Annotated in this window: 23 protein-coding genes; 13 read left to right on the top strand and 10 right to left on the bottom strand. The window is 40.2% G+C overall.

The annotated features are described in order from the left end of the window. Nucleotides 1–71: 71 nt before the first annotated feature. A complete protein-coding gene (locus BTO22_RS17700) occupies nt 72–263 on the bottom strand; it encodes a hypothetical protein (protein WP_105056633.1) in 192 nt (63 codons plus the stop codon). A 184-nt stretch (nt 264–447) separates the two neighbouring features. Here BTO22_RS17700 and tusA point away from each other — a divergent pair, with 184 nt between their 5' ends. Beyond that, the gene (tusA, locus tag BTO22_RS17695; protein WP_105056632.1) at nt 448–699 is read left to right on the top strand and encodes a sulfurtransferase TusA; all 252 of its coding nucleotides are present in this window, start codon (nt 448–450) and stop codon (nt 697–699) included. Nucleotides 700–739: 40 nt separating this feature from the next. Here the strand turns inward: tusA and BTO22_RS17690 are convergent, their stop codons facing one another. From BTO22_RS17690 to glyQ, 4 genes are all read right to left on the bottom strand, one after another. After that, nucleotides 740–1,000, bottom strand: a complete 261-nt coding sequence (locus BTO22_RS17690) for a hypothetical protein (protein ID WP_105056631.1) — start codon at nt 998–1,000, stop codon at nt 740–742. Between the two features lie 151 nt (nt 1,001–1,151). Continuing rightward, complete coding sequence (locus BTO22_RS17685; RefSeq protein WP_105056630.1) at nt 1,152–2,789, bottom strand: alpha-amylase; 1,638 nt, start codon at nt 2,787–2,789, stop codon at nt 1,152–1,154. A gap of 143 nt (nt 2,790–2,932) precedes the next feature. Then, nucleotides 2,933–5,014, bottom strand: coding sequence for a glycine--tRNA ligase subunit beta (gene glyS, locus BTO22_RS17680; RefSeq protein WP_105056629.1), 2,082 nt, complete (start codon nt 5,012–5,014; stop codon nt 2,933–2,935). A gap of 2 nt (nt 5,015–5,016) precedes the next feature. Further along, nucleotides 5,017–5,949: a glycine--tRNA ligase subunit alpha gene (gene glyQ, locus BTO22_RS17675; RefSeq protein WP_060993456.1), complete on the bottom strand. Its 933-nt coding sequence runs from the start codon at nt 5,947–5,949 to the stop codon at nt 5,017–5,019. A gap of 218 nt (nt 5,950–6,167) precedes the next feature. On the opposite strand from glyQ, the gene BTO22_RS17670 reads away from it, so the two are divergent. After that, nucleotides 6,168–7,415, top strand: coding sequence for a valine--pyruvate transaminase (locus BTO22_RS17670; RefSeq protein WP_105056628.1), 1,248 nt, complete (start codon nt 6,168–6,170; stop codon nt 7,413–7,415). Nucleotides 7,416–7,617: 202 nt separating this feature from the next. Here BTO22_RS17670 and ibpA read toward each other — a convergent pair whose 3' ends face one another. The 5 genes from ibpA to dnaA all read right to left on the bottom strand — a co-directional run bounded on the left by ibpA (nt 7,618) and on the right by dnaA (nt 14,550). Continuing rightward, on the bottom strand, nt 7,618–8,052 hold the full coding sequence (ibpA, locus tag BTO22_RS17665) for a small heat shock chaperone IbpA (protein ID WP_023604444.1): 435 nt from the start codon (nt 8,050–8,052) through the stop codon (nt 7,618–7,620). A gap of 426 nt (nt 8,053–8,478) precedes the next feature. Then, complete coding sequence (gyrB, locus tag BTO22_RS17660) at nt 8,479–10,896, bottom strand: DNA topoisomerase (ATP-hydrolyzing) subunit B (protein ID WP_060993458.1); 2,418 nt, start codon at nt 10,894–10,896, stop codon at nt 8,479–8,481. A 17-nt stretch (nt 10,897–10,913) separates the two neighbouring features. Further along, on the bottom strand, nt 10,914–11,993 hold the full coding sequence (gene recF / locus BTO22_RS17655; RefSeq protein ID WP_060993459.1) for a DNA replication/repair protein RecF: 1,080 nt from the start codon (nt 11,991–11,993) through the stop codon (nt 10,914–10,916). A 15-nt stretch (nt 11,994–12,008) separates the two neighbouring features. Next, complete coding sequence (gene dnaN, locus BTO22_RS17650) at nt 12,009–13,109, bottom strand: DNA polymerase III subunit beta (RefSeq protein ID WP_060993460.1); 1,101 nt, start codon at nt 13,107–13,109, stop codon at nt 12,009–12,011. 31 nt (nt 13,110–13,140) lie between these two features. Then, nucleotides 13,141–14,550 carry a chromosomal replication initiator protein DnaA gene (gene dnaA, locus BTO22_RS17645; protein ID WP_060993461.1) on the bottom strand — a complete coding sequence of 470 codons (1,410 nt, stop codon included), beginning with the start codon at nt 14,548–14,550 and terminating at the stop codon, nt 13,141–13,143. A 294-nt stretch (nt 14,551–14,844) separates the two neighbouring features. Here dnaA and BTO22_RS17640 point away from each other — a divergent pair, with 294 nt between their 5' ends. The 11 genes from BTO22_RS17640 (at nt 14,845) to rsmG (ending at nt 24,600) form a co-directional block, all read left to right on the top strand. Beyond that, nucleotides 14,845–15,597, top strand: a complete 753-nt coding sequence (locus tag BTO22_RS17640) for an amino acid ABC transporter substrate-binding protein (protein WP_060993462.1) — start codon at nt 14,845–14,847, stop codon at nt 15,595–15,597. A 151-nt stretch (nt 15,598–15,748) separates the two neighbouring features. Then, the gene (locus BTO22_RS17635) at nt 15,749–16,420 is read left to right on the top strand and encodes an amino acid ABC transporter permease (RefSeq protein WP_061005055.1); all 672 of its coding nucleotides are present in this window, start codon (nt 15,749–15,751) and stop codon (nt 16,418–16,420) included. Beyond that, nucleotides 16,417–17,154 carry an amino acid ABC transporter ATP-binding protein gene (locus BTO22_RS17630; protein WP_105056627.1) on the top strand — a complete coding sequence of 246 codons (738 nt, stop codon included), beginning with the start codon at nt 16,417–16,419 and terminating at the stop codon, nt 17,152–17,154. Before BTO22_RS17635 ends, BTO22_RS17630 begins: the two co-directional genes overlap by 4 nt. A 184-nt stretch (nt 17,155–17,338) precedes the next feature. Beyond that, complete coding sequence (gene rpmH / locus BTO22_RS17625) at nt 17,339–17,473, top strand: 50S ribosomal protein L34 (protein WP_012548915.1); 135 nt, start codon at nt 17,339–17,341, stop codon at nt 17,471–17,473. Nucleotides 17,474–17,489: 16 nt separating this feature from the next. Continuing rightward, nucleotides 17,490–17,843, top strand: a complete 354-nt coding sequence (gene rnpA, locus BTO22_RS17620) for a ribonuclease P protein component (protein WP_012548914.1) — start codon at nt 17,490–17,492, stop codon at nt 17,841–17,843. Continuing rightward, entirely contained in the window at nt 17,810–18,067 is a 258-nt protein-coding gene (gene yidD, locus BTO22_RS17615) for a membrane protein insertion efficiency factor YidD (RefSeq protein WP_081091604.1), read from the top strand. The genes rnpA and yidD overlap by 34 nt, the downstream gene beginning before the upstream one ends. Before the next feature lie 2 nt (nt 18,068–18,069). Further along, complete coding sequence (gene yidC / locus BTO22_RS17610) at nt 18,070–19,695, top strand: membrane protein insertase YidC (RefSeq protein WP_105056626.1); 1,626 nt, start codon at nt 18,070–18,072, stop codon at nt 19,693–19,695. 98 nt (nt 19,696–19,793) lie between these two features. Then, entirely contained in the window at nt 19,794–21,161 is a 1,368-nt protein-coding gene (gene mnmE / locus BTO22_RS17605) for a tRNA uridine-5-carboxymethylaminomethyl(34) synthesis GTPase MnmE (protein WP_105056625.1), read from the top strand. 58 nt (nt 21,162–21,219) lie between these two features. Beyond that, nucleotides 21,220–21,654: an FMN-binding protein MioC gene (mioC, locus tag BTO22_RS17600; RefSeq protein WP_105056624.1), complete on the top strand. Its 435-nt coding sequence runs from the start codon at nt 21,220–21,222 to the stop codon at nt 21,652–21,654. A gap of 422 nt (nt 21,655–22,076) precedes the next feature. Then, nucleotides 22,077–23,966 carry a tRNA uridine-5-carboxymethylaminomethyl(34) synthesis enzyme MnmG gene (gene mnmG, locus BTO22_RS17595; RefSeq protein ID WP_105056623.1) on the top strand — a complete coding sequence of 630 codons (1,890 nt, stop codon included), beginning with the start codon at nt 22,077–22,079 and terminating at the stop codon, nt 23,964–23,966. 1 nt (nt 23,967) lies between these two features. Next, entirely contained in the window at nt 23,968–24,600 is a 633-nt protein-coding gene (gene rsmG, locus BTO22_RS17590; protein WP_105056622.1) for a 16S rRNA (guanine(527)-N(7))-methyltransferase RsmG, read from the top strand. Nucleotides 24,601–24,614: the final 14 nt, after the last annotated feature.

Genomic DNA, 24,614 nt, shown 5'->3' with positions numbered 1-24,614 from the left:
GTTTGGGGTTAAGAATGATAAAGAGACGGGAAAATTAAGTGTGTGTTATCTTTTATTGTATTAATTCTGGATTAATAATCTTGCTCTTCTGCTGCTTCACTTTCTGACCATGTTTTTAGTTCGATAGTAAGAGCAACCATAACGGAGGCAAGGCTAATTAAAGGGAAAAGGTTAATATCTTCTGGTGTGCGCAGCACTAACGAACAAATCGTAACAAAACAAAGAACACAATAAATAGTTAAGCGATCTATTTGAGTAAGCATAATGGCGATCCTTCTATTACTTTTTCTATAACCAAGAACATTTAAAACAATACGTTAACCGTCAAATGTTAATGTATTGTTAATAAATAAATTACTCTCTTTTCAGTTCTTTGCCAATGTGTATTGATTATTTTTTTTACAGCAGTATGATCTTGGTCGCCTTTAATTGTAAAGAGATACAGCAATGACCATCAACTTTGATACAGCAACCCAAACACTAGAAGCGGAAGGATTACGCTGCCCTGAGCCTGTCATGATGGTTAGAAAAACAATCCGACAGATGCAAGATGGCGAGACTCTGCTAATTAAAGCAGATGACCCATCCACCACTCGTGATATTCCAAGCTTTTGCCGCTTTATGGATCATGAGTTACTTGCAGAAGAGACAGATACCCTCCCTTATCGATTTTTGATCCGAAAAGGATTATCAGTTTAAGAAGCAATAAAGGCGACCGCATTGATCGCCTTTATTCTATTTATTGAGTTTGCGTACTGATGTCTCGAACTTGCTTTTGAATGCTTTCTATTTCGTGTTGCAAATTGCGCATTTCTTTTTTCATTGGCAATACATAATGAACACGGACCCAAGCATCAACAGAAAGCCCAGTTGTCACAATAGCCCCAACCACCATAGGTACCCACATATCAGTTAATACCATACCCAATAAATTAAGTCCTAACGCTACGGTAAATAGATAACACTGACTTTGCGGTGAGATAGCTAAAAAACGAGTCATGATAAGCTCCTATCCTTTAAGAAACATCTACCAATACAACTAATTCTAGCTCTAGATTATCACCTCTACATCAAAAGCTATGTGTCTAGTATCACACTCTGATCCTGATGTTATTAAACTTTGATGACACAAGAAATACAGCATGAGAGTTCTACTCTCCCGTATAAACAACCATCACTTTATCAGTATCGTTTTTACGTATAAAAGCATAGTAAGGCTCTTGCTTAATAACCTGGCTTTCACCTTGTGAAATAGAGGAATGATTGCTTCTAAATGTAAGTAACTTCTTCCAGTGAGCCGCTAATGTCCTGTTTTTTCCTGTCATTTCATCCCAGTTCATCATGCTATACAAATCTCCAGCTTTAGCGCTTTCATCACCATACCACACAGAAACACGGCCTTTAGACAACAATAAGGTTGATGCAGCATCGCGATATTGAGCGTAATTCTCAGAGCTTAATTCTGGTTTTTTATCTTTATCAAACCATGTTAATGTTGATACATCATTTTCCTCTGAAGTACCAATTTGATAATTTAATGACGTTAAACATTGTTTTTCAGCAGGATTAATTGACTGTTTTTGATGGATAAAATGGTTATTATTTTCTAAATCGACCACAATAAAAGAAGCCCCTTCAAGCGCTTTATATTGATTGTCTTTCTTCCATGCTTCAAATGCCTTACTGCCTTGTTCTTCAAATTGTTTTGTTAACTTAGGCGTTGATTGAGCTAAAACAATGCCATCAATACCAAACTTGGTTACCCATTCAGTCACCCATTGTGTTAATAATGTGTATTTATCCTGACTGACTTGGCTCACTGCAGTTGTCGGTTTATTAGTAAAGAAGATTGGTGTTGACACTACCCCTTCATAATTTAGATTAAACCAATCAGAAGACCACCATTGTGGGACCTGACCATCTTCACCTTTAAATGCATCTAAATAATGCGTTAGATTCTGATCTTCTTTTGGATGCCAATCATTCCAGTAACTTGGCAGTTCACTGCTGTCTTTAGGTTGAATAGAGAATTGCTGTAAATCGGCAAGGCTTGGTTGAGAAGGAACGGTATCAATACTCCACACCACTCGCATTCCCAATTGATGAGCTGAATCGATAAAGGTTCTCATCTCTTGCTCTGATCCCATATTTGTATCAAGCTGTGTCCAATCTAATGTGGCACCACCTGCGTATGGGTATTCTGGTGTATTGCCATTTTTTCCAGGAAGCCAGCCATGAACTTGCTCTAATGGTGTCGAAAGCCAAAGTACATCAACGCCTAGCTCAGCTAAGTAATCCAGTTTTTGCGTTAACCCTGCAATATCACCGCCTTTAAAACCTTGTGCTGAGGTTTGACGACCATAACTGTGGTCATTCCAACTGTTTCCATTATAAAAACGATCAGTTGCGATATGATAAAACGTGGCACTCTTCCATTGGAAATGGTTCTTCTTTGCTTCAACTTCCTGTACCGAGTTTGATTCTAATAACAGTAATCCACCACTATGACGGCTTGGTGTTAGTGTTATCTGACCATCCTTCACTTGAGCAATGTTGCCAGAGTAAGCATCTGTGACGACCGCGCCTTCTGACCACAATTCTGAAACGGTAACCGTCACAGGTTGAATGCCCAATGAAGGACATACACTGACTTGATTCGTCGAATCACTTGAGACTACAGGAGTATTCTGTGAAGAAGAATTTGCATTATCCGTAGATGGTAATAAGGTACTTTGACACCCAACCATAAGAGAAAGGGAGATAAGCGTTGCGCACACAGATAATTTCATCGAAATCAGCAGCCTAATATAAAGAGAAGAATGTCAATTGTAGTCACTGTTCGCTATATAATTAACCTCTAATTTTCGAAAATTCGATATTTAGACAAAAAATACCTCGCCAGAGCGAGGTATTTCATCAGATATATGAATTTCTATTTTTGAAGAAGAGAAATATCAGCAATATCTAAGAATAAGTTACGTAGTTTGTTAAGCAATGTTAGGCGGTTAATCTTAAGCGCTTCATCATCAGCCATAACCATCACACCATCAAAGAAAGCATCAACAGGCTCACGTAGCTCAGCTAAGCGGCTTAATGCTTCTTGGTAGTTACCAGCCATAAATACAGGTTCTAGTGCTTCCGCTAGGATCTCAACTTTCTCAGCCAAGACTTTCTCTGCGTCTTCTTGAAGAAGAGCAAGATCGATTTCTTGAGCCAGTTCGCCATCGAATTTCGCAAGGATATTACCTACACGCTTATTCGCAGCCGCTAAAGATTCAGCAGCGTCTAGTTCACGGAAGTGAGATACTGCTTTCACACGCTTATCAAAATCAGCAGGCTTAGTCGGACGACGAGCAAGTACCGCTTGGATGATGTCTACGCTGAAACCTTCATCTTGGTACCATGCACGGAAACGACCTAGCATGAAATCAATTACGTCAGTGTCTACGTTTGCATTCGTTAGCTTAGTTGACCCATCTTCTAGCGCAAATAAAGATTGCGCTTTAGCCACTAGATCAACTAGGTCTAAGTTGTAATCTTTTTCAACGATGATACGTAGGATACCCAGTGCAGCACGACGAAGTGCAAATGGGTCAGAACCTTTTGGTGCTTGACCAATGCCGAAGATACCCACAAGTGTATCTAGCTTATCTGCCATTGCTACAGATGCAGATACATCAGTACTTGGTAGATCATCACCAGCAAAACGAGGCATATATTGCTCGTAAAGCGCTAATGCGACTTGAGAATCTTCACCATCATGTGTTGCGTAGTGCATACCCATAACACCTTGTGTATCTGTAAATTCAAATACCATTGATGTCATTAAGTCACATTTAGCAAGTAGACCTGCACGTTGAGATTTCTCAACATCTGCACCGATTTGCTCAGCGATGTAGCCAGCAAGCTCAGTAATACGGTCTGTTTTGTCTTTGATTGTGCCCAATTGCTTCTGGAAGATAGCTTGCTCTAGTTCAGGCAGACGGTCGATAAGCGGACGCTTACGGTCTGTATTGAAGAAGAATTCAGCATCAGCAAGACGCGGACGAACCACTTTCTCATTACCTTCGATAATGTGACGAGGCTCTTTAGATTCAATGTTAGTAACAAAGATGAAGTTAGGAAGTAAGTTCTTCTCTTGATCGTATACTGGGAAGTACTTTTGATCACCCTTCATTGTGTAAACTAGCGCTTCTGAAGGAACGTTTAAGAACTCTTGCTCGAACTTAGCCGTTAATACAACAGGCCATTCAACCAGAGACGTTACTTCTTCAACTAATTCATCTTCTAGATCCGCAATACCACCCACTTCTTGAGCTGCTTTTTGAGCATCAGCAAGGATGATCGCTTTACGCGCATCGTAGTCAGCCATTACTTTACCGCGCTCTTCTAAGATCGCAGGGTATTGGTCAGCAGAATCAATCGTAAACTCGCTTTCACCCATGAAACGGTGACCACGGATAGTACGAGCAGAAGCAACACCTAGGATAGAACCTTCAACTAATTCATCACCCAATAGGATAGTCAGTGTTTTCACTGGACGAATAAATTGAATGTCTGAGTTACCCCAGCGCATCGCTTTAGGAATTGGTAAGCCAGCAAGTGCTTTTGCTGCTAGTTCAACAATAAGCTCTTGTACCGGTTGACCTTTAACTGCTTCTTTATGAAGTAACCATTCGCCTTTGTCTGTTTTTAGACGCTCAGCTTGTTCTACAGTAATACCATTACCACGAGTCCAACCTTGAGCTGCTTTAGTCGGATTACCGTCAGCATCAAATGCAGACGCAATTGCAGGACCACGTTTTTCAACGATTTTGTCTGCTTGGCCTTCGTCTAACTCAGCCACTTTAAGCGCTAAACGACGAGGCGTTGCATACCATTTAACACCTTGGTGTGCTAAATCAGCCGCTTTAAGGCCAGCTTCAAAGTTAGCAGCAAACGCTTCAGCTAATGAACGAAGTGCTTTTGGTGGAAGCTCTTCAGTACCTAATTCGATTAGAAAATTCTTCGCCATGATTACTTCTCCTCAGTTGCTGTCGGTTTATTAGAACGACACATAGGGAAGCCTAGCGCTTCACGTGATGCATAGTATGCTTCAGCAACCGATTTAGTTAGGTTACGAATACGAAGAATGTAACGCTGACGCTCAGTTACTGAGATAGCTTTACGAGCATCTAACAGGTTGAATGCATGACCTGCTTTTAGAATGCGCTCGTACGCTGGAAGAGGTAGCGGCTTTTCAAGCTCAAGCAATTCTTTACATTCTTTCTCACACTGATCGAAGAAACCAAATAGGAAATCAACGTCTGCGTGTTCAAAGTTGTAAGTCGATTGCTCAACTTCGTTTTGGTGGAAAATATCACCGTAAGTAACTACACCTTGAGGACCATGGTTCCATACAAGATCGTAAACCGAATCTACTTCTTGAATGTACATAGCAAGACGCTCAATACCGTAAGTGATTTCACCAGTAACTGGTTTACACTCAAGGCCACCAACTTGTTGGAAGTAAGTAAATTGCGTTACTTCCATACCGTTTAGCCAGATTTCCCAGCCTAGACCCCAAGCGCCCAATGTTGGGTTTTCCCAGTTGTCTTCTACGAAACGAATATCATGAACAAGAGGATCGATACCAAGCACTTCTAAAGAACCTAAGTACAGCTCTTGAATGTTATCTGGAGAAGGCTTTAACGCTACCTGAAATTGATAGTAGTGCTGCAGACGGTTAGGGTTTTCACCATAACGGCCATCCGTAGGACGACGAGATGGTTGAACATAAGCGGTAGCCATTGGCTCTGGGCCAAGTGCACGCAGACATGTCATTGGGTGAGACGTACCTGCGCCCACTTCCATATCTAATGGCTGTACAATCGTACAACCTTGTTGTGCCCAATAATCCTGCAGCGCGAGGATCATTCCCTGGAAGGTTTTGATATCGTATTTTTGCATAATTTAATTCGCGCGATGGTTGATAAATATAACCAAGAAGTATACCTCGCAGACCCCTTTGGGAGTAGCAAAAATAAGCACTTTCTCAAAATTCACTTTCAGTTTACGGCCTAAGCAATGAAATAAGAGCCTATCTTGGCTCTTTATCTCTGTTTGGTGTTGAGGTATGTTGTTAAAACAATCAATACATCCACTCTCTAATTATCACGGTAGTCGTAATGAAGTTTACTCAATTTGGCGAAAAATTTACTCGTTACAGTGGGATCACCCAATTAATGGATGACCTAAATGATGGCTTACGCACCCCTGGCGCGATCATGCTCGGTGGCGGTAACCCTGCAGGCATTCCCGCCATGCTCGACTACTTTAAAAACGCCTCACAAAAAATGCTCGATTCTGGTGAATTAGTAGCAGCAATGGCCAACTATGATGGGCCACAAGGCAAAGACAGCTTTGTAAAGGCATTGGCGAAACTACTTAAAGAGACCTATGGTTGGGATATCAGTTCCAAAAACATCAGCCTAACTAACGGTTCTCAAAGTGCTTTTTTTAGCTTATTCAATTTATTAGCGGGTACTTACGCTGACGGCTCTAAAAAGAAAATCTTATTACCTCTCGCGCCTGAATACATTGGTTATGCCGATTCTGAGTTAGAAGTTGATAGCTTCATTTCTTATCGTCCAGAGATTGAATTGCTCGACAACGGTTTATTTAAATACCACGTCGATTTTAGCCAACTAAAAGTTAATGATTCTGTTGGCGCTATCTGTATTTCTCGCCCTACAAACCCTACAGGTAATGTAATCACTGATGATGAAGTGATTAAGCTGGATAAACTAGCGCGTGAAAATAATATTCCATTAATTCTCGATAATGCTTATGGCACCCCTTTTCCTAATATTATCTTTGAAGAAGTTACGCCATTTTGGAATGAAAACACCATTCTATGCATGAGTCTGTCTAAGTTAGGTTTACCAGGTTTACGCTGTGGCATTGTGATTGCCAATGAGAAAATGACGGAAGCGATGACCAATCTAAACGGCATTATCAGTTTAGCGCCGGGAAGCATGGGGCCTGCGTTGGGTCTGCACATGATTAGGTCGGGTGATTTATTACGTTTAAGTGAAGACGTCATTCAGCCTTTCTACCGCCATAAATCTCAAGCCGCAGTTAAGATGCTACAAACCGCGATTACCGATCCTCGTTTTCGTATTCATAAACCTGAAGGCGCTATTTTCTTGTGGCTATGGTTTGATGAACTGCCAATCACAACGATGGAACTGTACAAACGCTTGAAAGCACGTGGCGTATTAATTGTTCCGGGAGAGTATTTCTTTATCGGCCAAGACGACAGTTGGGATCATGCTCACCAATGCTTACGCATGAACTACGTACAAGATGAAGCCATGATGCAAAAAGGCATCGATATTATTGCAGAAGAAGTGCTGAAGGCGTATTCAGAGTAGATAAACTCTGTACTCATGACTCATTGCTTTTCCATCACCAACAAATGGCAATATCAAGTGTTGAATGATCATCAATGACAAACAGCATTGGTGATTCCAAAGCAATAAGTCATCACTATTTCTAAGACCCGCAGTAATAAAATACAGACACAAAAAAGGCGCTATCACAGCGCCTTCATTTCAAATTCTTACCAATCTACGATTAGCTTTCCAGTAAGTTATTGCCGTTAATCGCAATCTTACGTGGTTGCATCGCTTCTGGAATTTCACGTTCTAAATCAACATGCAGTAAACCATTCTCCATGGTTGCGCCCACCACTTTCACGTAATCCGCTAATTGGAATTTACGCTCAAAATTACGCTCTGCAATACCTTGATATAAATAGGTTTTAGTTTCATCAGCATCAGGACGTTCACCACGTACAATCAGCATGTTTTCATGTTGAGTTAAATCGATTTGTTCTTCAGCAAAACCAGCCACCGCCATGGTTATACGGTAGTTATGTTCTGATTTTTGCTCGATATTGTACGGAGGGTAACCGCCATTTGTTTTTGCCGTGTTGTTTTCCATTAGATTGAAAAGACGATCAAAACCAATTGCTGAACGGTACAGTGGAGTGAAATCTACATTACGCATAATACTATCCTTTACTTTAAGCAATAGTGAGTACAACTACCCCAAACTTGGGTCCTTAGTTGCCTCTATCAAATTATAAGACTTTCCATATTGGACAAGTCATTTTCAAAAGACCCTTTCGGCATCCTCTTCATAATTAGATATGCGGCTCAGTAATTTTATTTTCAAGAGATATAACCAAAAATATTTTCCACTCCCATTCAAAACTAATACTAAACAACTGAACTACAAACGAAAACAACCCCCAAATTCCAGATAAAAAAAAGCACCGCCAACAGCAATGCTTCCTAATATATCTAAATTCTAAGTTGAGATAAATTGCCGCTGTAATCGCTTAGTTCAAGGAGAAGGCGCGGAGCTTATGAATATAAGCGAGCACCTTCGACGCAGAAGTAGGACTAACTGGCAAAATATAGAATTAAAAATTTATACGTCTAAGTTAGCTACACGTAATGCGTTCTCTTCAATGAAGTTACGACGCGGCTCAACATGATCACCCATTAGCGTAGTAAACAACTCATCCGCACTTACTGCGTCATTAATCGTTACTTGCATCATACGGCGAGAATCAGGATCCATCGTTGTTTCCCAAAGCTGCTCAGGGTTCATTTCACCCAGACCTTTGTAACGTTGTAAATAAACACCACGACGAGAGTCTTTAATCAACCATGCAATAGCTTCATCCAGTGTTTCTACTGGTTGTTTACGCTCACCACGTTGTGCATAAGCACCTTCTTCAATCAGACCATTAAGTGCTTCTGATAAATCAGCAATACGACCGTACTCTTTCGAGTTCAGTAGATCAGCACTTAATACGTATTCATGTTGAACACCGTGAGTACGAACAACAAGCTTAGGCTGGTGAATGTTTAACTCTTCGTTAAAGTCTAGTGCCGGATTGTACTGGCTTGCACCTGTTTCATGCTCATTAAGATCAGCAACTAATGCTTCAGTCCATGCTTGAACTGTCGCTTCATTTTCACACTCTTCTTGAGTTAAACGAGGCGTGTAAACTAAACGATTTAATAGCGGTAATGGGTAACGACGGCTCATACGCTCAATCAATTTAACCACACCATTAAACGTGCGAATTAAGTTTTCAAGCTCTTGACCGAAGATAGATTCATTTGGATTAACAAATAACGCAGCATTGTCTAATGCTTGCGTAATTTGGTATTCACCCATCGCTTCTTCATCTTTAATGTATTGCTCTTGTTTACCTTTCTTCACTTTATAAAGTGGTGGTTGAGCAATGTAGATGTAGCCACGTTCAATCAGCTCAGGCATTTGACGGTAGAAGAAAGTCAAAAGTAGAGTACGGATGTGAGAACCATCGACATCGGCATCGGTCATGATGATGATGTTGTGGTAACGTAGTTTATCTGGATTGTATTCGTCACGACCAATACCACAACCTAATGCAGTAATTAGTGTTCCAACCTCTTGAGAAGAGATCATTTTATCAAAACGTGCTTTTTCTACGTTTAGAATTTTACCTTTCAGCGGAAGGATCGCTTGGTTTTTACGGTTACGTCCCTGCTTGGCTGAACCGCCAGCAGAGTCCCCTTCCACTATGTATAGTTCAGATTGTGCAGGATCTTTTTCCTGACAATCAGCAAGCTTACCAGGAAGACCTGCGATATCTAACGCGCCTTTACGACGAGTCATTTCACGAGCTTTACGAGCCGCTTCACGTGCGCGAGCCGCATCAATGATTTTAGAACAAACCATTTTTGCTTCGCCTGGATTTTCCGCTAAGAATTCAGCTAATTTTTCATTCATTGCCGATTCAACCGCAGACTTCACTTCTGAAGAAACCAGTTTATCTTTAGTTTGGCTTGAGAATTTAGGATCAGGAACTTTAACAGAAACAACCGCCGTTAGACCTTCACGCGCATCATCACCTGATGCTGATGATTTCGCTTTCTTAGAAAAGCCTTCTTTGTCCATGAACGTGTTTAATGTACGAGTTAACGCAGAGCGGAAGCCAGATAAGTGAGCACCACCATCTCGTTGTGGGATGTTATTGGTGTAACAAAAAATGTTCTCTTGGTAAGAGTCATTCCACTGCATCGCTACTTCAACAACAATACCGTCTTCTTTACGCTCTGCATCAAAATAGAATATTTTCTGGTGAACTGGCGTTTTATTACGGTTTAAATGAGTAACAAACGCTTGAATACCACCTTCAAACATAAAGTGATCAGATTTATCTTCTTCACGCATGTCTTGTAAAATAATAGACACACCAGAATTCAAGAAAGAAAGTTCACGTAGACGTTTAGCTAAGATGTCATAAACAAACTCAACGTTTGTGAATGTTTGGTCACTAGGCCAAAAACGAATTTTGGTACCTGTTGTATCTGTTGTGCCCACAACCGCTAATGGCGCTTGAGGTTCACCGTGACAATACGTTTGTTGAAAAATTTCACCTTTACGATGGATCGTTAGTTCAACTTTTTCAGATAATGCGTTTACAACCGAAACACCAACACCGTGAAGACCACCCGATACTTTGTATGAGTTATCATCAAACTTACCACCAGCGTGAAGTACCGTCATGATAACTTCTGCTGCTGATACGCCTTCTTCTTCATGGATTTCAGTTGGAATACCACGACCATCATCACTAACCGAAACAGAGTTATCTTCATGAATCGTTACAATAATGTCATTACAGTGACCAGCAAGAGCTTCATCGATTGAGTTATCGACAACCTCAAACACCATGTGGTGAAGACCAGTACCGTCGTCGGTATCGCCGATATACATACCCGGACGTTTACGTACCGCATCCAGACCTTTTAGTACTTTAATACTCGATGAATCATAATTTTCTGACATGAGTTACTCTCGCGTTTTTATCCTTGGGCTATTTTGCCATGTTCTATCTCAAACATCTTGCTTTCTTCATCATGCATATCTGCAATCTGTTCAGCAGTTATTGAACTGATAAACACCTGTGCCTTTGTCTGTTTCAAATATTGAGCCAGCAATTGGCGACGGTGACTATCCAATTCAGAAGCAAAATCGTCTATTAAATAGATGCACTGCTTTCCTGTTGCTTCCGTTAAATGTTGTCCTTGCGCTAATCGTAACGCACATACCATCAACTTAAGTTGACCACGAGACAACACATCTTCAACAGGAGTGCCTGCAACTTTAATTCGTAAGTCGGCTTTATTTGGGCCGCCGACGGTATAACCCAGCTGTTTATCTCGCTCAAAATTTCGTTTAAGCAATTCCGCGTAAGGAGTATCTTTCTCCCAACCTCGGTAGTATGACAGCTTTATGTCGAATTCTGGTAAGAATGCCTGACATATTTGTTGAGTTGCTTCAGATATGTGATTGATATAATCCACTCGCCACTGATCGATTTTCTCAGCTAGCAGTGCAAGTTCCAAATCCCAGTAACTCAACTCTCGATAACTTTGTGCCGTTTTTAATAACGCATTACGCTGCTTAGTCAGTCGCTTCACCCTGCTCCATGCATCATAAAATGCAGGTTCCACGTGAAACACCCCCCAATCAATAAATGCTCGGCGAAATTTAGGGCCGTCGGTAACTAATTCAAACCCTTCAGGGTGAATCAATTGAAGTGGTAAAACCTTGGCTAATTGTGCCAGTTTTTGTCCACTTTCTCCGCCTATTTTTACCTCAGTTGTGCCATCTCTCTGTTTATTTATGCCTATTGGCAATTCAAACTGCTCTGGCGTGGTAAATCGACCATGAATAAAAAGCTCGTCACAGTCATTTCGAATAATTCGACCTGTTAACGAGCTTTTGAAAGAACGCCCGTGCCCGAGCAAATAAATAGCTTCAAGGACACTGGTTTTCCCACTACCATTAGGACCGATAACAAAATTAAACCCTGTAGATAATTGAATATCACATGAGTTAATGTTGCGAAAATCATTAATGATTAAACGTGATAATGGCATGTTTTATTATGGTCTTTATAGACGAATAGGCATAACAACATATTGTGCTTCATCATTCGCACAATCTTCCACTAACGCACTCGCGTTCGCGGTTGTCATTGAAATACGTACACGCTCACACTTCAATGTATTTAATACATCCAATACGTAACTAACGTTAAACCCAATCTCTATATCGTCGCCTTGGAAATCTACATCTAAGATCTCTTCTGCTTCTTCTTGCTCTGGGTTATTAGCAGTAATACGCATTTGGTTATTCGCTAAATTAACACGAACACCACGGAATTTTTCATTCGATAGAATAGCGGCACGCGCAAATGCTTGACGCAATTCATCACAGTCCGCTTCTAATGTTTTGTTGCTGCTCTGCGGCATTACACGGCGATAATCAGGGAAACGGCCATCAACAAGTTTGGAAGTGAACACAAAATTATTTACTTCAGCACGTACATTTGAATTACCAAACTGTAAAGTAACACTCTGATCCGGCGAGTCAAGAAGACGAACAAGCTCTTGAATACCTTTGCGTGGCATGATCACTTGTTGTTCAGGTAGTTCAGATTCAACTGGCATATTACATACTGCCATTCGGTGACCATCGGTTGCTACAGAACGGAAGATATTACCTTGAGTTTCGAACATCATACCATTGAGATAATAACGAACATCTTGGTTCGCCATAGAAAACTGTGTGCTTTCTATTAGCTTACGCAGTTGAGCTTGAGATAACGTGATCTCTACTTCACTCTGCCAACCTTCAATATTTGGAAAATCATTCGCAGGTAAAGTCGCTAATGTAAATCGACTACGACCAGAACGTACTAAAACACGATCGCCTTCTAATGCGATAGTAATGTTGGCGCTATCAGGAAGACCACGACAGATATCAAGAAACTTACGAGAAGGAACCGTAATAGTACCGGCTTCAAAATCTCCTTCTAACGTAATTTTACTGATCAATTCTACTTCTAAATCGGTTGCAGTCATAGACAACTGACCATTTTCTACCTGAAGTAAAATATTGCCTAAAATTGGCAATGATGGACGGCCCCCAAGGGCACCAGATACTTGTTGCAGTGGCTTTAACAACAGACTGCGTTCAATAGAAAATTTCATAATACTCATTTATTTAAAAGTAGATAATGACTTACGATGATAACGTTCGAATCAAGTTAGAGTAGTCTTCTTTTATATCATGACTCTCTTCACGAAGCTGAGCTATTTTACGACAAGCGTGAAGTACAGTTGTATGGTCTCGACCACCAAACGCATCACCGATCTCAGGTAAACTATGGTTAGTTAACTCTTTTGACAGTGCCATTGCAAGTTGACGTGGGCGAGCAACCGAGCGAGAACGGCGTTTAGATAATAAATCCGCCATTTTAATCTTGTAGTATTCTGCTACGGTTTTTTGAATATTATCAATCGTCACTAGCTTTTCTTGCAGAGCTAATAAATCTCGTAATGCTTCCCGCACAAAATCAATCGTAATTGCGCGACCAGTAAAGTTTGCATTAGCGATAACACGGTTAAGTGCACCTTCTAATTCACGTACATTCGAACGTAAACGCTTTGCAATAAAGAAAGCAACTTCATCTGCTAGGTGAATCTGATGATCTTCTGCTTTCTTCATCAAGATAGCAACTCGAGTTTCTAATTCTGGCGGCTCAATCGCAACCGTAAGACCCCAACCAAAACGAGACTTAAGGCGATCTTCTACGCCATTAATCTCTCTTGGGTATTTATCTGACGTCAGAATGATTTGCTGGTTACCTTCTAATAGTGCATTAAAAGTATGAAAGAACTCTTCTTGAGAACGCTCTTTATTCGCAAAGAATTGAATATCATCGATAAGCAAGGCATCAACACTACGATAATAGCGTTTAAATTCTTCAATCGCGTTATTTTGCAGTGCTTTAACCATATCTTGAACAAAACGTTCGGAATGCATATATACAACTTTAGCATCTGGTTTACGTTCAAGAATCGCATTACCTACGGCTTGCAATAAATGGGTTTTACCTAAGCCAGTTCCACCATATAAGAAAAGTGGGTTATATGCCGTTCCTGGATTATCAGAAACCTGACGAGCAGCGGCTAAACCAAGTTGGTTTGATTTACCTTCTACAAAGTTAGTAAATTTATGCTTAGGGTTAACGTTAGAGCGATGATTTAAATCAGCAGAAACCGGTTCTGAACTCTGGGATTCCCATGGTTTATTTACTGATTGTCGAGCTTGAAGTTGTGCAGGTGCTGAGGTTGAAGCAGCAACATCCGCAGCCGTTCTTTTAGGCGCTGGTGCAGCAGATACAGGTTTACTTCCCACTTCAAAGCGTAATGTAGGTACATCACTACCACAGAACTCATTTAATAATGAGTTAATGCTATTTAGGTACTTATCACGAACCCAATCCAACACGAAACGGTTCGGCGCAAATAGCGTAAGGGTATTGTCATTTAATTCAGCTTGCAGTGGTCTAACCCACATGCTGAATTCTGCGGAAGGTAATTCTTCTTGAAGGCGCTGTAAACACTGCAGCCAAAGCGATGAAGACACGGACAACCCCACTCATAATTATTTTAAAAGGTTGTCGATTTTATACTGTGGATAACTATTGTGCCAGTGTTAGATCGATGATCCAGTGAATAAGATCGAAGTTATTCACACCGATCACGCTTTTTTACCTAGATCAACACACTTTTTACCTTAGTTATACCCACATTAATCAACAATGATTGAAAAACAGACTTTTATTGAGTATTTGGTTATTACACATAACCATCGGGTATTTAGAGGTGAATCGCAAAAAAAGTATGATGATCCCACTGATGAATAATGGGAGTATCAATCATGAAATGGACAAAGAATATCCTTACTGGATTAGCGTTAACTTTAGCAGCAACACAGTTTGCTCAAGCAGCCACTGAAGTAAAAGTAGGGATGTCTGGTCGTTATTTCCCATTTACCTTTGTTAAGCAGGATAAATTACAAGGTTTTGAAGTTGATTTGTGGGATGAAATTGGTCGTCGTAATGATTACAACGTGGAGTACGTTACAGCGAGCTTCTCTGGCCTATTTGGTTTATTAGAAACCGGTCGTATTGATACAATTTCAAATCAAATAACAAAAACAGAAGCACGCGAAGCAAAGTATCTTTTTGCTGATCCTTATGTTGTTGATGGTGCTCAAATTACCGTTCGTAAAGGTAACGATAGCATTAAAAGTATTGATGACTTAGCAGGAAAAACCGTTGCGGTGAATTTAGGATCGAACTTTGAGAAATTACTAAGAGATAATGATAAATCAGGCCAAATTAACATCAAAACTTACGATACTGGTATCGAACATGATGTCGCTTTAGGTCGCTCTGATGCATTTGTGATGGATCGTTTATCTGCGGCACAATTAATCAAAAAGTCAGGTTTACCACTACAATTAGCAGGTGAACCGTTTGAAACGATCGAAAATGCATGGCCTTTTGTTAAAAATGAGAAAGGACAAAAACTTCAGAAAGAAGTGAACAAAGCCCTCTCTGAAATGCGTGCAGATGGCACATTAGCAAAAATATCTCAAAAATGGTTTGATGCTGACGTAACAAAATAATCTGTTACTTATGTTAAGTAAGCGTTCACTCAGAAGAACGATCAAAACCCACTATCAACTCTAGTGGGTTTTGTGTTTATTGCTTATCTCATTTATTTCATTGACACTAACAACAGTCACTTTTCTTCATACGAATACATAGAGAGACATCATGGGATTTGATTTTACGTATATGATTGAGCTCTTACCTATACTATTTAAGTATTTAGGTACGACACTAGAAATGGCAATATGGGGATTATTCTTCGCATTAGCTCTCGCGTTAGTACTTGCTAACTTAAGAGTATTTAAAGTCCCTGTATTGGATCAACTCAGCCAGCTTTACATCAGTTTCTTTCGTGGAACACCATTGCTTGTTCAGTTATTCCTACTTTATTATGGCCTACCGCAAGTGTTTCCAATTTTTGTAGGGTTGGATGCATTCAGTGCTGCCGTTATCGGGTTAACACTTCATTTTGCAGCTTATATGGCTGAAAGTATTCGTGCAGCTATTATCGGTGTCGATCGCAGCCAAATGGAAGCGAGCTTGTCTATCGGTATGACAACTTCCCAAGCAATGCGTCGTATTATTCTACCTCAAGCAACTCGCGTGGCTTTACCTTCATTAATGAATTACTTTATCGATATGATCAAGTCGACTTCTTTGGCCTTTACACTTGGTGTATCTGAAATAATGGCGAAAGCTCAAATGGAAGCCTCTTCCAGCTTTAAGTTCTTTGAAGCCTTTTTAGCCGTAGCGCTAATCTATTGGGGTGTTGTCGTTATTCTTACCCGAGTACAAACTTGGGCTGAAACTAAACTTAATAAGGCCTATGTACGATGATAAAAATTACCAACCTACATAAAAGCTTTGGTGAGACTGACGTTCTCTCAGGTATTGACCTTACCATTAATAAAGGTGAGATAATTGCCGTCATAGGATCTAGTGGCACAGGCAAATCCACATTACTAAGATGCGTTAATTTTCTTGAAACAGCCGACAAAGGAACTATCAGTATTGATGATGTCAGCGTTGATGCTGAAAAAAATACCAAGGCAGAAATATTAGCGTTACGACGAAAAACAGGCTTTATCTTCCAAAATTATGCCTTATTCTCTCATTTAACCGCACGACAGAATATTGCTGAAGGCTTAATAACTGTCCACAAGTGGAATAAGGCAGAAGCACTCAAACGATCTCAACAAATATTAGATGATATTGGTCTTGGTGATAAAGGAGATAGTTACCCTGCAGCCCTCTCTGGTGGCCAGCAACAGCGTGTAGGCATTGGTAGAGCAATGGCATTAGAAGCTGAGCTATTATTGTTTGATGAACCCACGTCAGCGCTAGATCCTGAATGGATAAATGAAGTATTGAGTTTAATGAAAAAACTCGCTACTCAACATCAAACCATGTTAGTTGTTACCCATGAGATGCAATTTGCTAAAGAAGTTGCCGATAGAGTTATCTATATGGCTGATGGAAAGATCGTAGAACAAGGAACGCCTGAACAAATTTTTGGTTATCCACAGGATCCAAAATTACAGAAATTCTTAAATCAAGTTGGGATCGCATAAAGATCCTTGCGCTCTCGCTCACAAAACGTATAATTCATCGTCCGGAAAATACGTGGAACCTCTTATTGACTATTTTTCTGTCAATGATTACAATTCCGCCTCTTTGTTGAGAGGCGTCGGAATGTACGTCCCACGCCGGGTTTAATTAAACCTAATAACTACTGATCAGTAATAAGGTAATACCATGAAACGCACTTTCCAACCTTCAGTTCTTAAGCGTAAACGTTCTCACGGCTTCCGTGCTCGTATGGCAACTAAGAACGGTCGTAACACAATCAACGCTCGTCGTGCTAAAGGCCGTAAGCGTCTATCTAAGTAATCAATAGATTATTTTGATGAATTACGACTTCTCTCGGGAGTTACGCTTGTTAACTCCCGAGGATTACAAATCAGTTTTCAAGCAAGCTCATCGAGCCGGCTCACCTCACTTCACCATTCTTGCCAGAGAAAATTCACTATCACACCCTCGTTTAGGTCTTGCTGTTCCTAAGAAGCAAATTAAAACTGCTGTTGGTCGCAATAAGTTTAAACGTATAACTCGTGAAAGTTTCCGCAATAAGCAACATTCATTACCTGCGAAAGACTTTGTGGTTATCGCTAAAAAGAGTGCTCAAGAATTGAGTAACGAAGACTTTAACAAGCTACTAGATAAATTATGGCATCGCCTGTCTCGCCCTTCTCGTGGATAGCTATCGGTCTAATCCGTTTTTATCAACTCGTCATCAGTCCAATGATTGGACCTCGCTGTCGATTTACTCCAACGTGTTCACATTATGCAATTGACGCACTAAAGTCACACGGTTTAGTAAAAGGGTGTTGGCTAACTGGCAAACGTCTATTAAAATGTCATCCTTTGAATGATGGGGGCTATGACCCCGTCCCACCCAAGCAGCATAAAGACAGAGAACAATAACGATGGATACCCAACGTAATATTCTGTTGCTAGCACTGGCTTTAGTTTCTTTTTTACTTTTCCAACAATGGCAAGTAGAAACTAATCCGCAGCAACCAGCTACAGTTAGTACCGTTCAACAAACTCACACGAATGGTGATGTTCCAACTTCTTCAACAGCAAACAGTGATACTCCAGCGGATTCAGCACAATCTGACAAGCTGATTACAATCACAACTGATGTGCTTACTTTAAAAGTAGATACGTTGGGTGGTGACATCATTGAATCTGTTCTTAATAAATACGATGCAGAATTAGACTCTAAAGCAAAATTTGTTCTTCTTAAAAACGATGCTGATCATAGCTATATTGCTCAGAGTGGTTTAATCGGTCCTCAAGGCATCGACTCGAACACTGGTCGTGCACAATTTACAACGCAAAAAACAGATTATGTTTTAGCGGATGGTCAAAACGAATTACGCGTTCCGTTAACATTAGTGAAAGATGGTATTACTTATACTAAAACACTAGTGCTTAAACGTGACAGCTACGCTATTGATGTTGATTACACGGTTGATAACCAATCTTCAGCACCAGCAACAGTAGAAATGTACGCAAACTTAAAGCAAAACTTACTGGATGACGGTGGCAGCTTAACAATGCCAACGTACCGTGGTGGCGCTTACTCTACTGAAGATACACGCTATAAAAAATACAGCTTTGACGACATGGAAGATAAGAATTTATCTATCGACATGACAAATGGTCAAGGTTGGGCAGGTATGTTGCAACATTATTTCGCATCTGCTTGGATCCCACGTAACGTAAATGACGCAACACTGACTTCACGTGTTGCTGGCGATTACGGTTACATTGGCGTTCGTATGCCTTCAGTGACAATCCCTGCAGGCCAAGAAGCTACGCTTACAGCAACGCTTTGGACAGGCCCAAAACTTCAACCAGAAATGGCTGCAACTGCTAAATACTTAGATTTAAGTGTTGATTACGGTTGGTTATGGTTCATCGCTTCTCCACTTCACAAATTACTGTCTTTCATTCACGGTATTGTTGGGAACTGGGGTCTAGCGATCATGTTCTTAACGTTCATCGTTCGTGGTGCTATGTACCCGCTAACGAAGGCACAGTACACATCAATGGCTAAAATGCGCATGCTTCAACCTAAGTTGGCAGCAATGCGTGAACGCATCGGCGATGACCGTCAGCGTATGAGCCAAGAAATGATGGAACTTTATAAGAAAGAGAAAGTAAACCCACTAGGTGGTTGTTTACCAATCGTTCTTCAAATGCCTATCTTCATTTCTCTGTACTGGGCACTAATGGAATCAGTTGAACTTCGTCATTCACCATTCTTTGGTTGGATCACGGATTTATCAGCACAAGACCCATACTACATCCTGCCATTACTAATGGGTGCGAGTATGTTCTTAATCCAGAAGATGAGCCCAACGACAGTAACGGATCCAATGCAACAGAAGATCATGACGTTCATGCCTGTTATGTTCACAGTCTTCTTCTTATGGTTCCCAGCAGGACTAGTTCTTTACTGGTTAGTATCAAACATCGTAACGTTAATTCAGCAAACTCTGATTTACCGTGCACTTGAGAAAAAAGGCTTACACTCTAAGTAAGTTGAATTTCTAAAGAAATAAACAAAAGGCGGCCATTGGTCGCCTTTTTTGTTTTATCGGCTTACAATATGCTCAAGCAATAGACATTAAGAATTATCATGACATTACATACAGACACCATAGTTGCACAAGCAACAGCCCCTGGCCGAGGCGGCGTAGGCATCATTCGAGTATCAGGTCCTAAAGCTCAACGAGTTGCTTTAGAAGTAGTAGGAAAAACACTTAAACCTCGTTACGCAGAATATACCCCGTTTAAAGATGAAAGCGGTGTAGAGCTTGATCAAGGCATCGCCCTCTACTTCCCTAACCCACATTCATTTACTGGTGAAGATGTTCTAGAACTTCAAGGTCATGGCGGCCCTGTTGTCATGGATATGCTCATTAAACGTATTTTGAAAATAGATGGCATTCGAACTGCAAGGCCTGGTGAGTTTTCAGAAAGAGCTTTTTTGAATGATAAAATGGATTTAGCTCAAGCCGAAGCCATTGCCGATTTAATCGATGCAAGTTCTGAAGAAGCAGCAAAATCTGCATTAAATTCACTGCAAGGTGTCTTTTCAAATAAAATTAACACCTTAGTAGAATCCCTTATTTACCTTCGAATTTATGTTGAAGCCGCCATAGATTTCCCAGAAGAAGAAATCGATTTTCTTGCTGACGGTAAAGTCAGTGGTGATTTACAAGGGATCATTGATAACCTAAACGCAGTTCGTAAAGAAGCGAATCAAGGTGCGATCATGCGTGAAGGTATGAAAGTAGTGATAGCTGGACGCCCTAATGCGGGCAAATCCAGCCTGCTCAATGCCTTATCAGGTAAAGACAGCGCTATTGTTACAGATATTGCAGGAACCACCCGTGACGTACTCAGAGAGCATATTCACATTGATGGTATGCCTTTACATATCATTGATACTGCTGGCCTTCGTGAAGCCTCTGATGAAGTAGAGCGTATTGGTATTGAACGAGCATGGGATGAAATTGCTCAAGCCGATCGCGTTTTATTTATGGTTGATGGCACAACAACTGATGCTACAGATCCTAAAGTAATCTGGCCTGAGTTTCTTGATCGTTTACCTAAAAATATGGGAATGACCGTGATCCGCAATAAAGCAGATCAAACAGGTGAAGAACTTGGTATTTGCCACGTAAATGATCCTACTCTTATCCGATTATCAGCCAAAACAGGCGAAGGTGTTGATGCTCTGCGTACTCACTTAAAAGAGTGCATGGGCTTTTCGGGTAACCAAGAAGGTGGCTTTATGGCTCGTAGACGCCATTTAGAAGCACTAGAAAAGGCCTCTCAACACCTAGATATAGGCCAGCAACAACTTGAAGGTTATATGGCTGGTGAAATTCTTGCTGAAGAACTGAGAATAGCACAGCAACACCTGAGTGAAATTACAGGTGAATTTACTTCTGATGACCTGCTAGGACGTATATTTACTTCTTTCTGTATTGGTAAATAACACTAAATAATACAAACAATAATGGGCTATTACAGCCCATTTTTTATAGGAAAAATTCATGAAAAATGCATCAATCATTACAGGTAGCACCCTAGGTGGTGCTGAGTATGTTGGCGATCATATCGCTGATTTATTAGAGGAAATGGACTTTACAACCGATATCCATAATCAACCTAATTTAGACGAAATAGACAACAGTAGCCTTTGGATTGTAGTCGTATCTACTCATGGTGCGGGAGACTATCCAGATAACATCAAGCCTTTCATTCAGCAGCTCATCGAGAACAACACAAGCATCTCAAAAGTAAAGTTTGCAATAGTTGCCATTGGTGATTCAAGTTACGACACTTTCTGTGCAGCTGGTAAATCACTGCAAAACACGCTTCTAAAATTAGGGGCAACTGAAGAATTTCCACTTTTAGAGATAGATGTAACCCAACATAGTATCCCAGAAGAACCGGCAGAATTATGGCTAAAAGAATATATTTGTTAATAATTCATTTGGGATCATGATGAAAAGTTATTAAATAGAAAACATCTACTATGTGGATAACTATAGAAAGATCCAGTGATCAAGTTATAGTTATCCATTGAATAAGATCTACTGCACTACCCCCTGTGGATAACAAGCTCTTTTATCCTCAAGCCATCCGATCGAAGATCAAAGAAAAGTAACAACTTTAGATCGATCCAAAGTATATGATCCAATTGATCATTTACCACTTATCCACAGAGATCGATGATCTATATAATAGATCTAATAAAAGATCTCTTTAAAAGATCTTAAATATATTAAGCGATCTTTCTTTTTTGAACTTCGTCACTTTTTCGTTTCTTTCCAAGCTAGAAAAAGGGTAAAATAGATCTCTTAAGTTAAATTCTTCTAACTCTTTTCATTACACCTAAGGTCGAATCATGTTTTACCAAGAAAACTTTGATGTCATTGTTATTGGCGGTGGTCATGCTGGTACTGAAGCAGCACTTGCTGCGGCAAGAACAGGTCAAAAAACACTTCTCCTCACTCATAACATTGACACATTAGGTCAAATGTCGTGCAACCCTGCTATTGGTGGGATCGGCAAAGGCCATCTGGTAAAAGAAGTGGATGCCTTAGGTGGATTAATGGCACAAGCCATTGATCACGGTGGTATTCAATTTAGAACCCTAAATGCTTCAAAAGGCCCAGCAGTAAGAGCGACTCGTGCTCAAGCTGATAGAGCACTGTATAAAGCATTTGTTCGTTCAGTATTAGAAAATCAACCAAACTTAACGTTATTTCAACAAGCCGTAGATGACTTAATTATTGAAAACGACAAAGTTGTTGGTGCTGTAACTCAAATGGGCCTTAAATTCCGTGCTAAATCAGTTGTATTAACCGCTGGAACCTTTTTAGGGGGTCAGATACATATTGGCATGGAAAACTTCTCTGGAGGCCGCGCAGGAGATCCTTCTTCGATCACTTTAGCCCAACGATTAAGAGATCGTCCATTTAGGATCGGGCGCTTAAAAACAGGTACCCCACCTCGTATCGATGCTCGCACTGTTAATTTTTCAGTATTAGAGGCACAACCAGGTGATAACCCAACGCCTGTATTTTCATTTTTAGGTAATCGAGAACAACATCCTAAACAAGTGAATTGTTTTATTACTCATACCAATGAAAAAACCCATGATGTAATTCGCAAAAACCTTGATCGCAGCCCTATGTATGCTGGTGTTATCGAAGGTATTGGTCCTCGTTACTGTCCTTCAATTGAAGATAAAGTAATGCGCTTTGCTGACAAAGATAGCCATCAAATATTCATTGAACCAGAAGGACTAACTACACACGAATTATACCCAAATGGTATCTCAACAAGTTTACCATTCGATGTTCAATTACAAATTGTTCAATCAATGAAAGGCTTCGAAAATGCACACATCGTGCGTCCTGGTTACGCAATTGAGTACGATTTCTTTGATCCTCGTGATTTAAAATCAACGTATGAAACTAAGTTTATTGAAGGTCTATTCTTTGCAGGCCAAATCAACGGTACAACTGGATATGAAGAAGCTGCTGCTCAAGGTCTAATGGCAGGTTTAAATGCTAGTTTATTTGCTCAAGGCAAAGAAGGCTGGAGTCCACGACGTGATGAAGCGTACATGGGAGTTCTGATTGATGATTTATCAACGCTTGGAACAAAAGAACCATATCGTATGTTTACTTCTCGCGCTGAATATCGCTTATCTTTACGTGAAGATAATGCAGATTTGCGTTTAACTGAACAAGGTCGTGCTCTTGGTTTAGTTGACGATATTCGTTGGGCTCGCTTTAGCGAAAAAGTAGAAAATATTGAAAAAGAAAATCAACGTTTAAAAGATATTTGGATTAACCCAAAATCTGAAAATATTGATCAAGTAAATTCGATCTTAAAAACCCCGATCGTTCGTGAAGCAAATGGAGAGGATCTTCTTCGTCGTCCAGAAGTGACTTACAACTCTTTAGTGTCACTTGAAAATTTTGGTCCAGGGATTGAAGATCAGCAAGCTGCAGAACAAGTTGAAATTCAAGTTAAATATGCCGGCTATATTCAGCGTCAACGAGATGAGATTGAAAAATCATTACGCCACGAAAATACAAAACTGCCATTAGATTTGGATTACAGCAAAGTAAAAGGTCTCTCAAATGAAGTGGTTGCTAAATTAAGTGATGCAAAACCTGAAACTCTTGGTATTGCTTCTCGTATCTCAGGTATCACTCCTGCTGCGATTTCAATTTTATTGGTTCATTTAAAGAAACACGGTTTATTAAAAAAAGGTGAGTAACGTGACCGATTTATCTCAACAATTCGATCGTTTGATTGCTCAAACTGATTTAACTGTCTCTGAATTGCAAAAAGAGCAGTTACTTGGTTATGTAGCTCTACTTCATAAGTGGAATAAAGCGTATAACTTAACTTCTGTAAGAAATCCAAGTGAAATGGTTATTAAACATATCTTGGATAGTATCGTTGTTAGTCCAAAACTATCAGGTCAGCGTTTTATTGATGTTGGTACAGGACCTGGCTTACCAGGTATCCCGTTAGCTATCATGAATCCAGAGAAATCATTTACACTGCTAGATAGCTTAGGGAAACGAATTCGTTTTATTAAACAAGTGATTCATGAACTAAAAATTAGCAATGTCAGTCCAATTCAAAGTCGTGTTGAAGAGTTTCAACCTGAAGAAAAGTTTGATGCAGTCCTAAGTCGTGCATTTGCATCAATGACAGACATGGTGAATTGGTGTCATCATCTACCTAAAGAAGAAGATGGTGTATTTTTGGCATTAAAAGGTATCTACTCAGAAGATGAAGCAAATGATCTTCCTGAGTGGTGTTCGGTCAGAGATGTGGCGACATTAATCGTTCCGGAGTTAGAAGGTGAAAGACATTTAGTCACCTTAACCGGAAAAAAATAATGGAATAAGAGGTT

Source organism: Aliivibrio sifiae, assembly GCF_002954705.1.
GTDB lineage: Bacteria > Pseudomonadota > Gammaproteobacteria > Enterobacterales > Vibrionaceae > Aliivibrio > Aliivibrio sifiae_A.
Note: the sequence above shows the minus strand (reverse complement) of the source record. Positions and strands in the feature narration are given on the sequence as shown.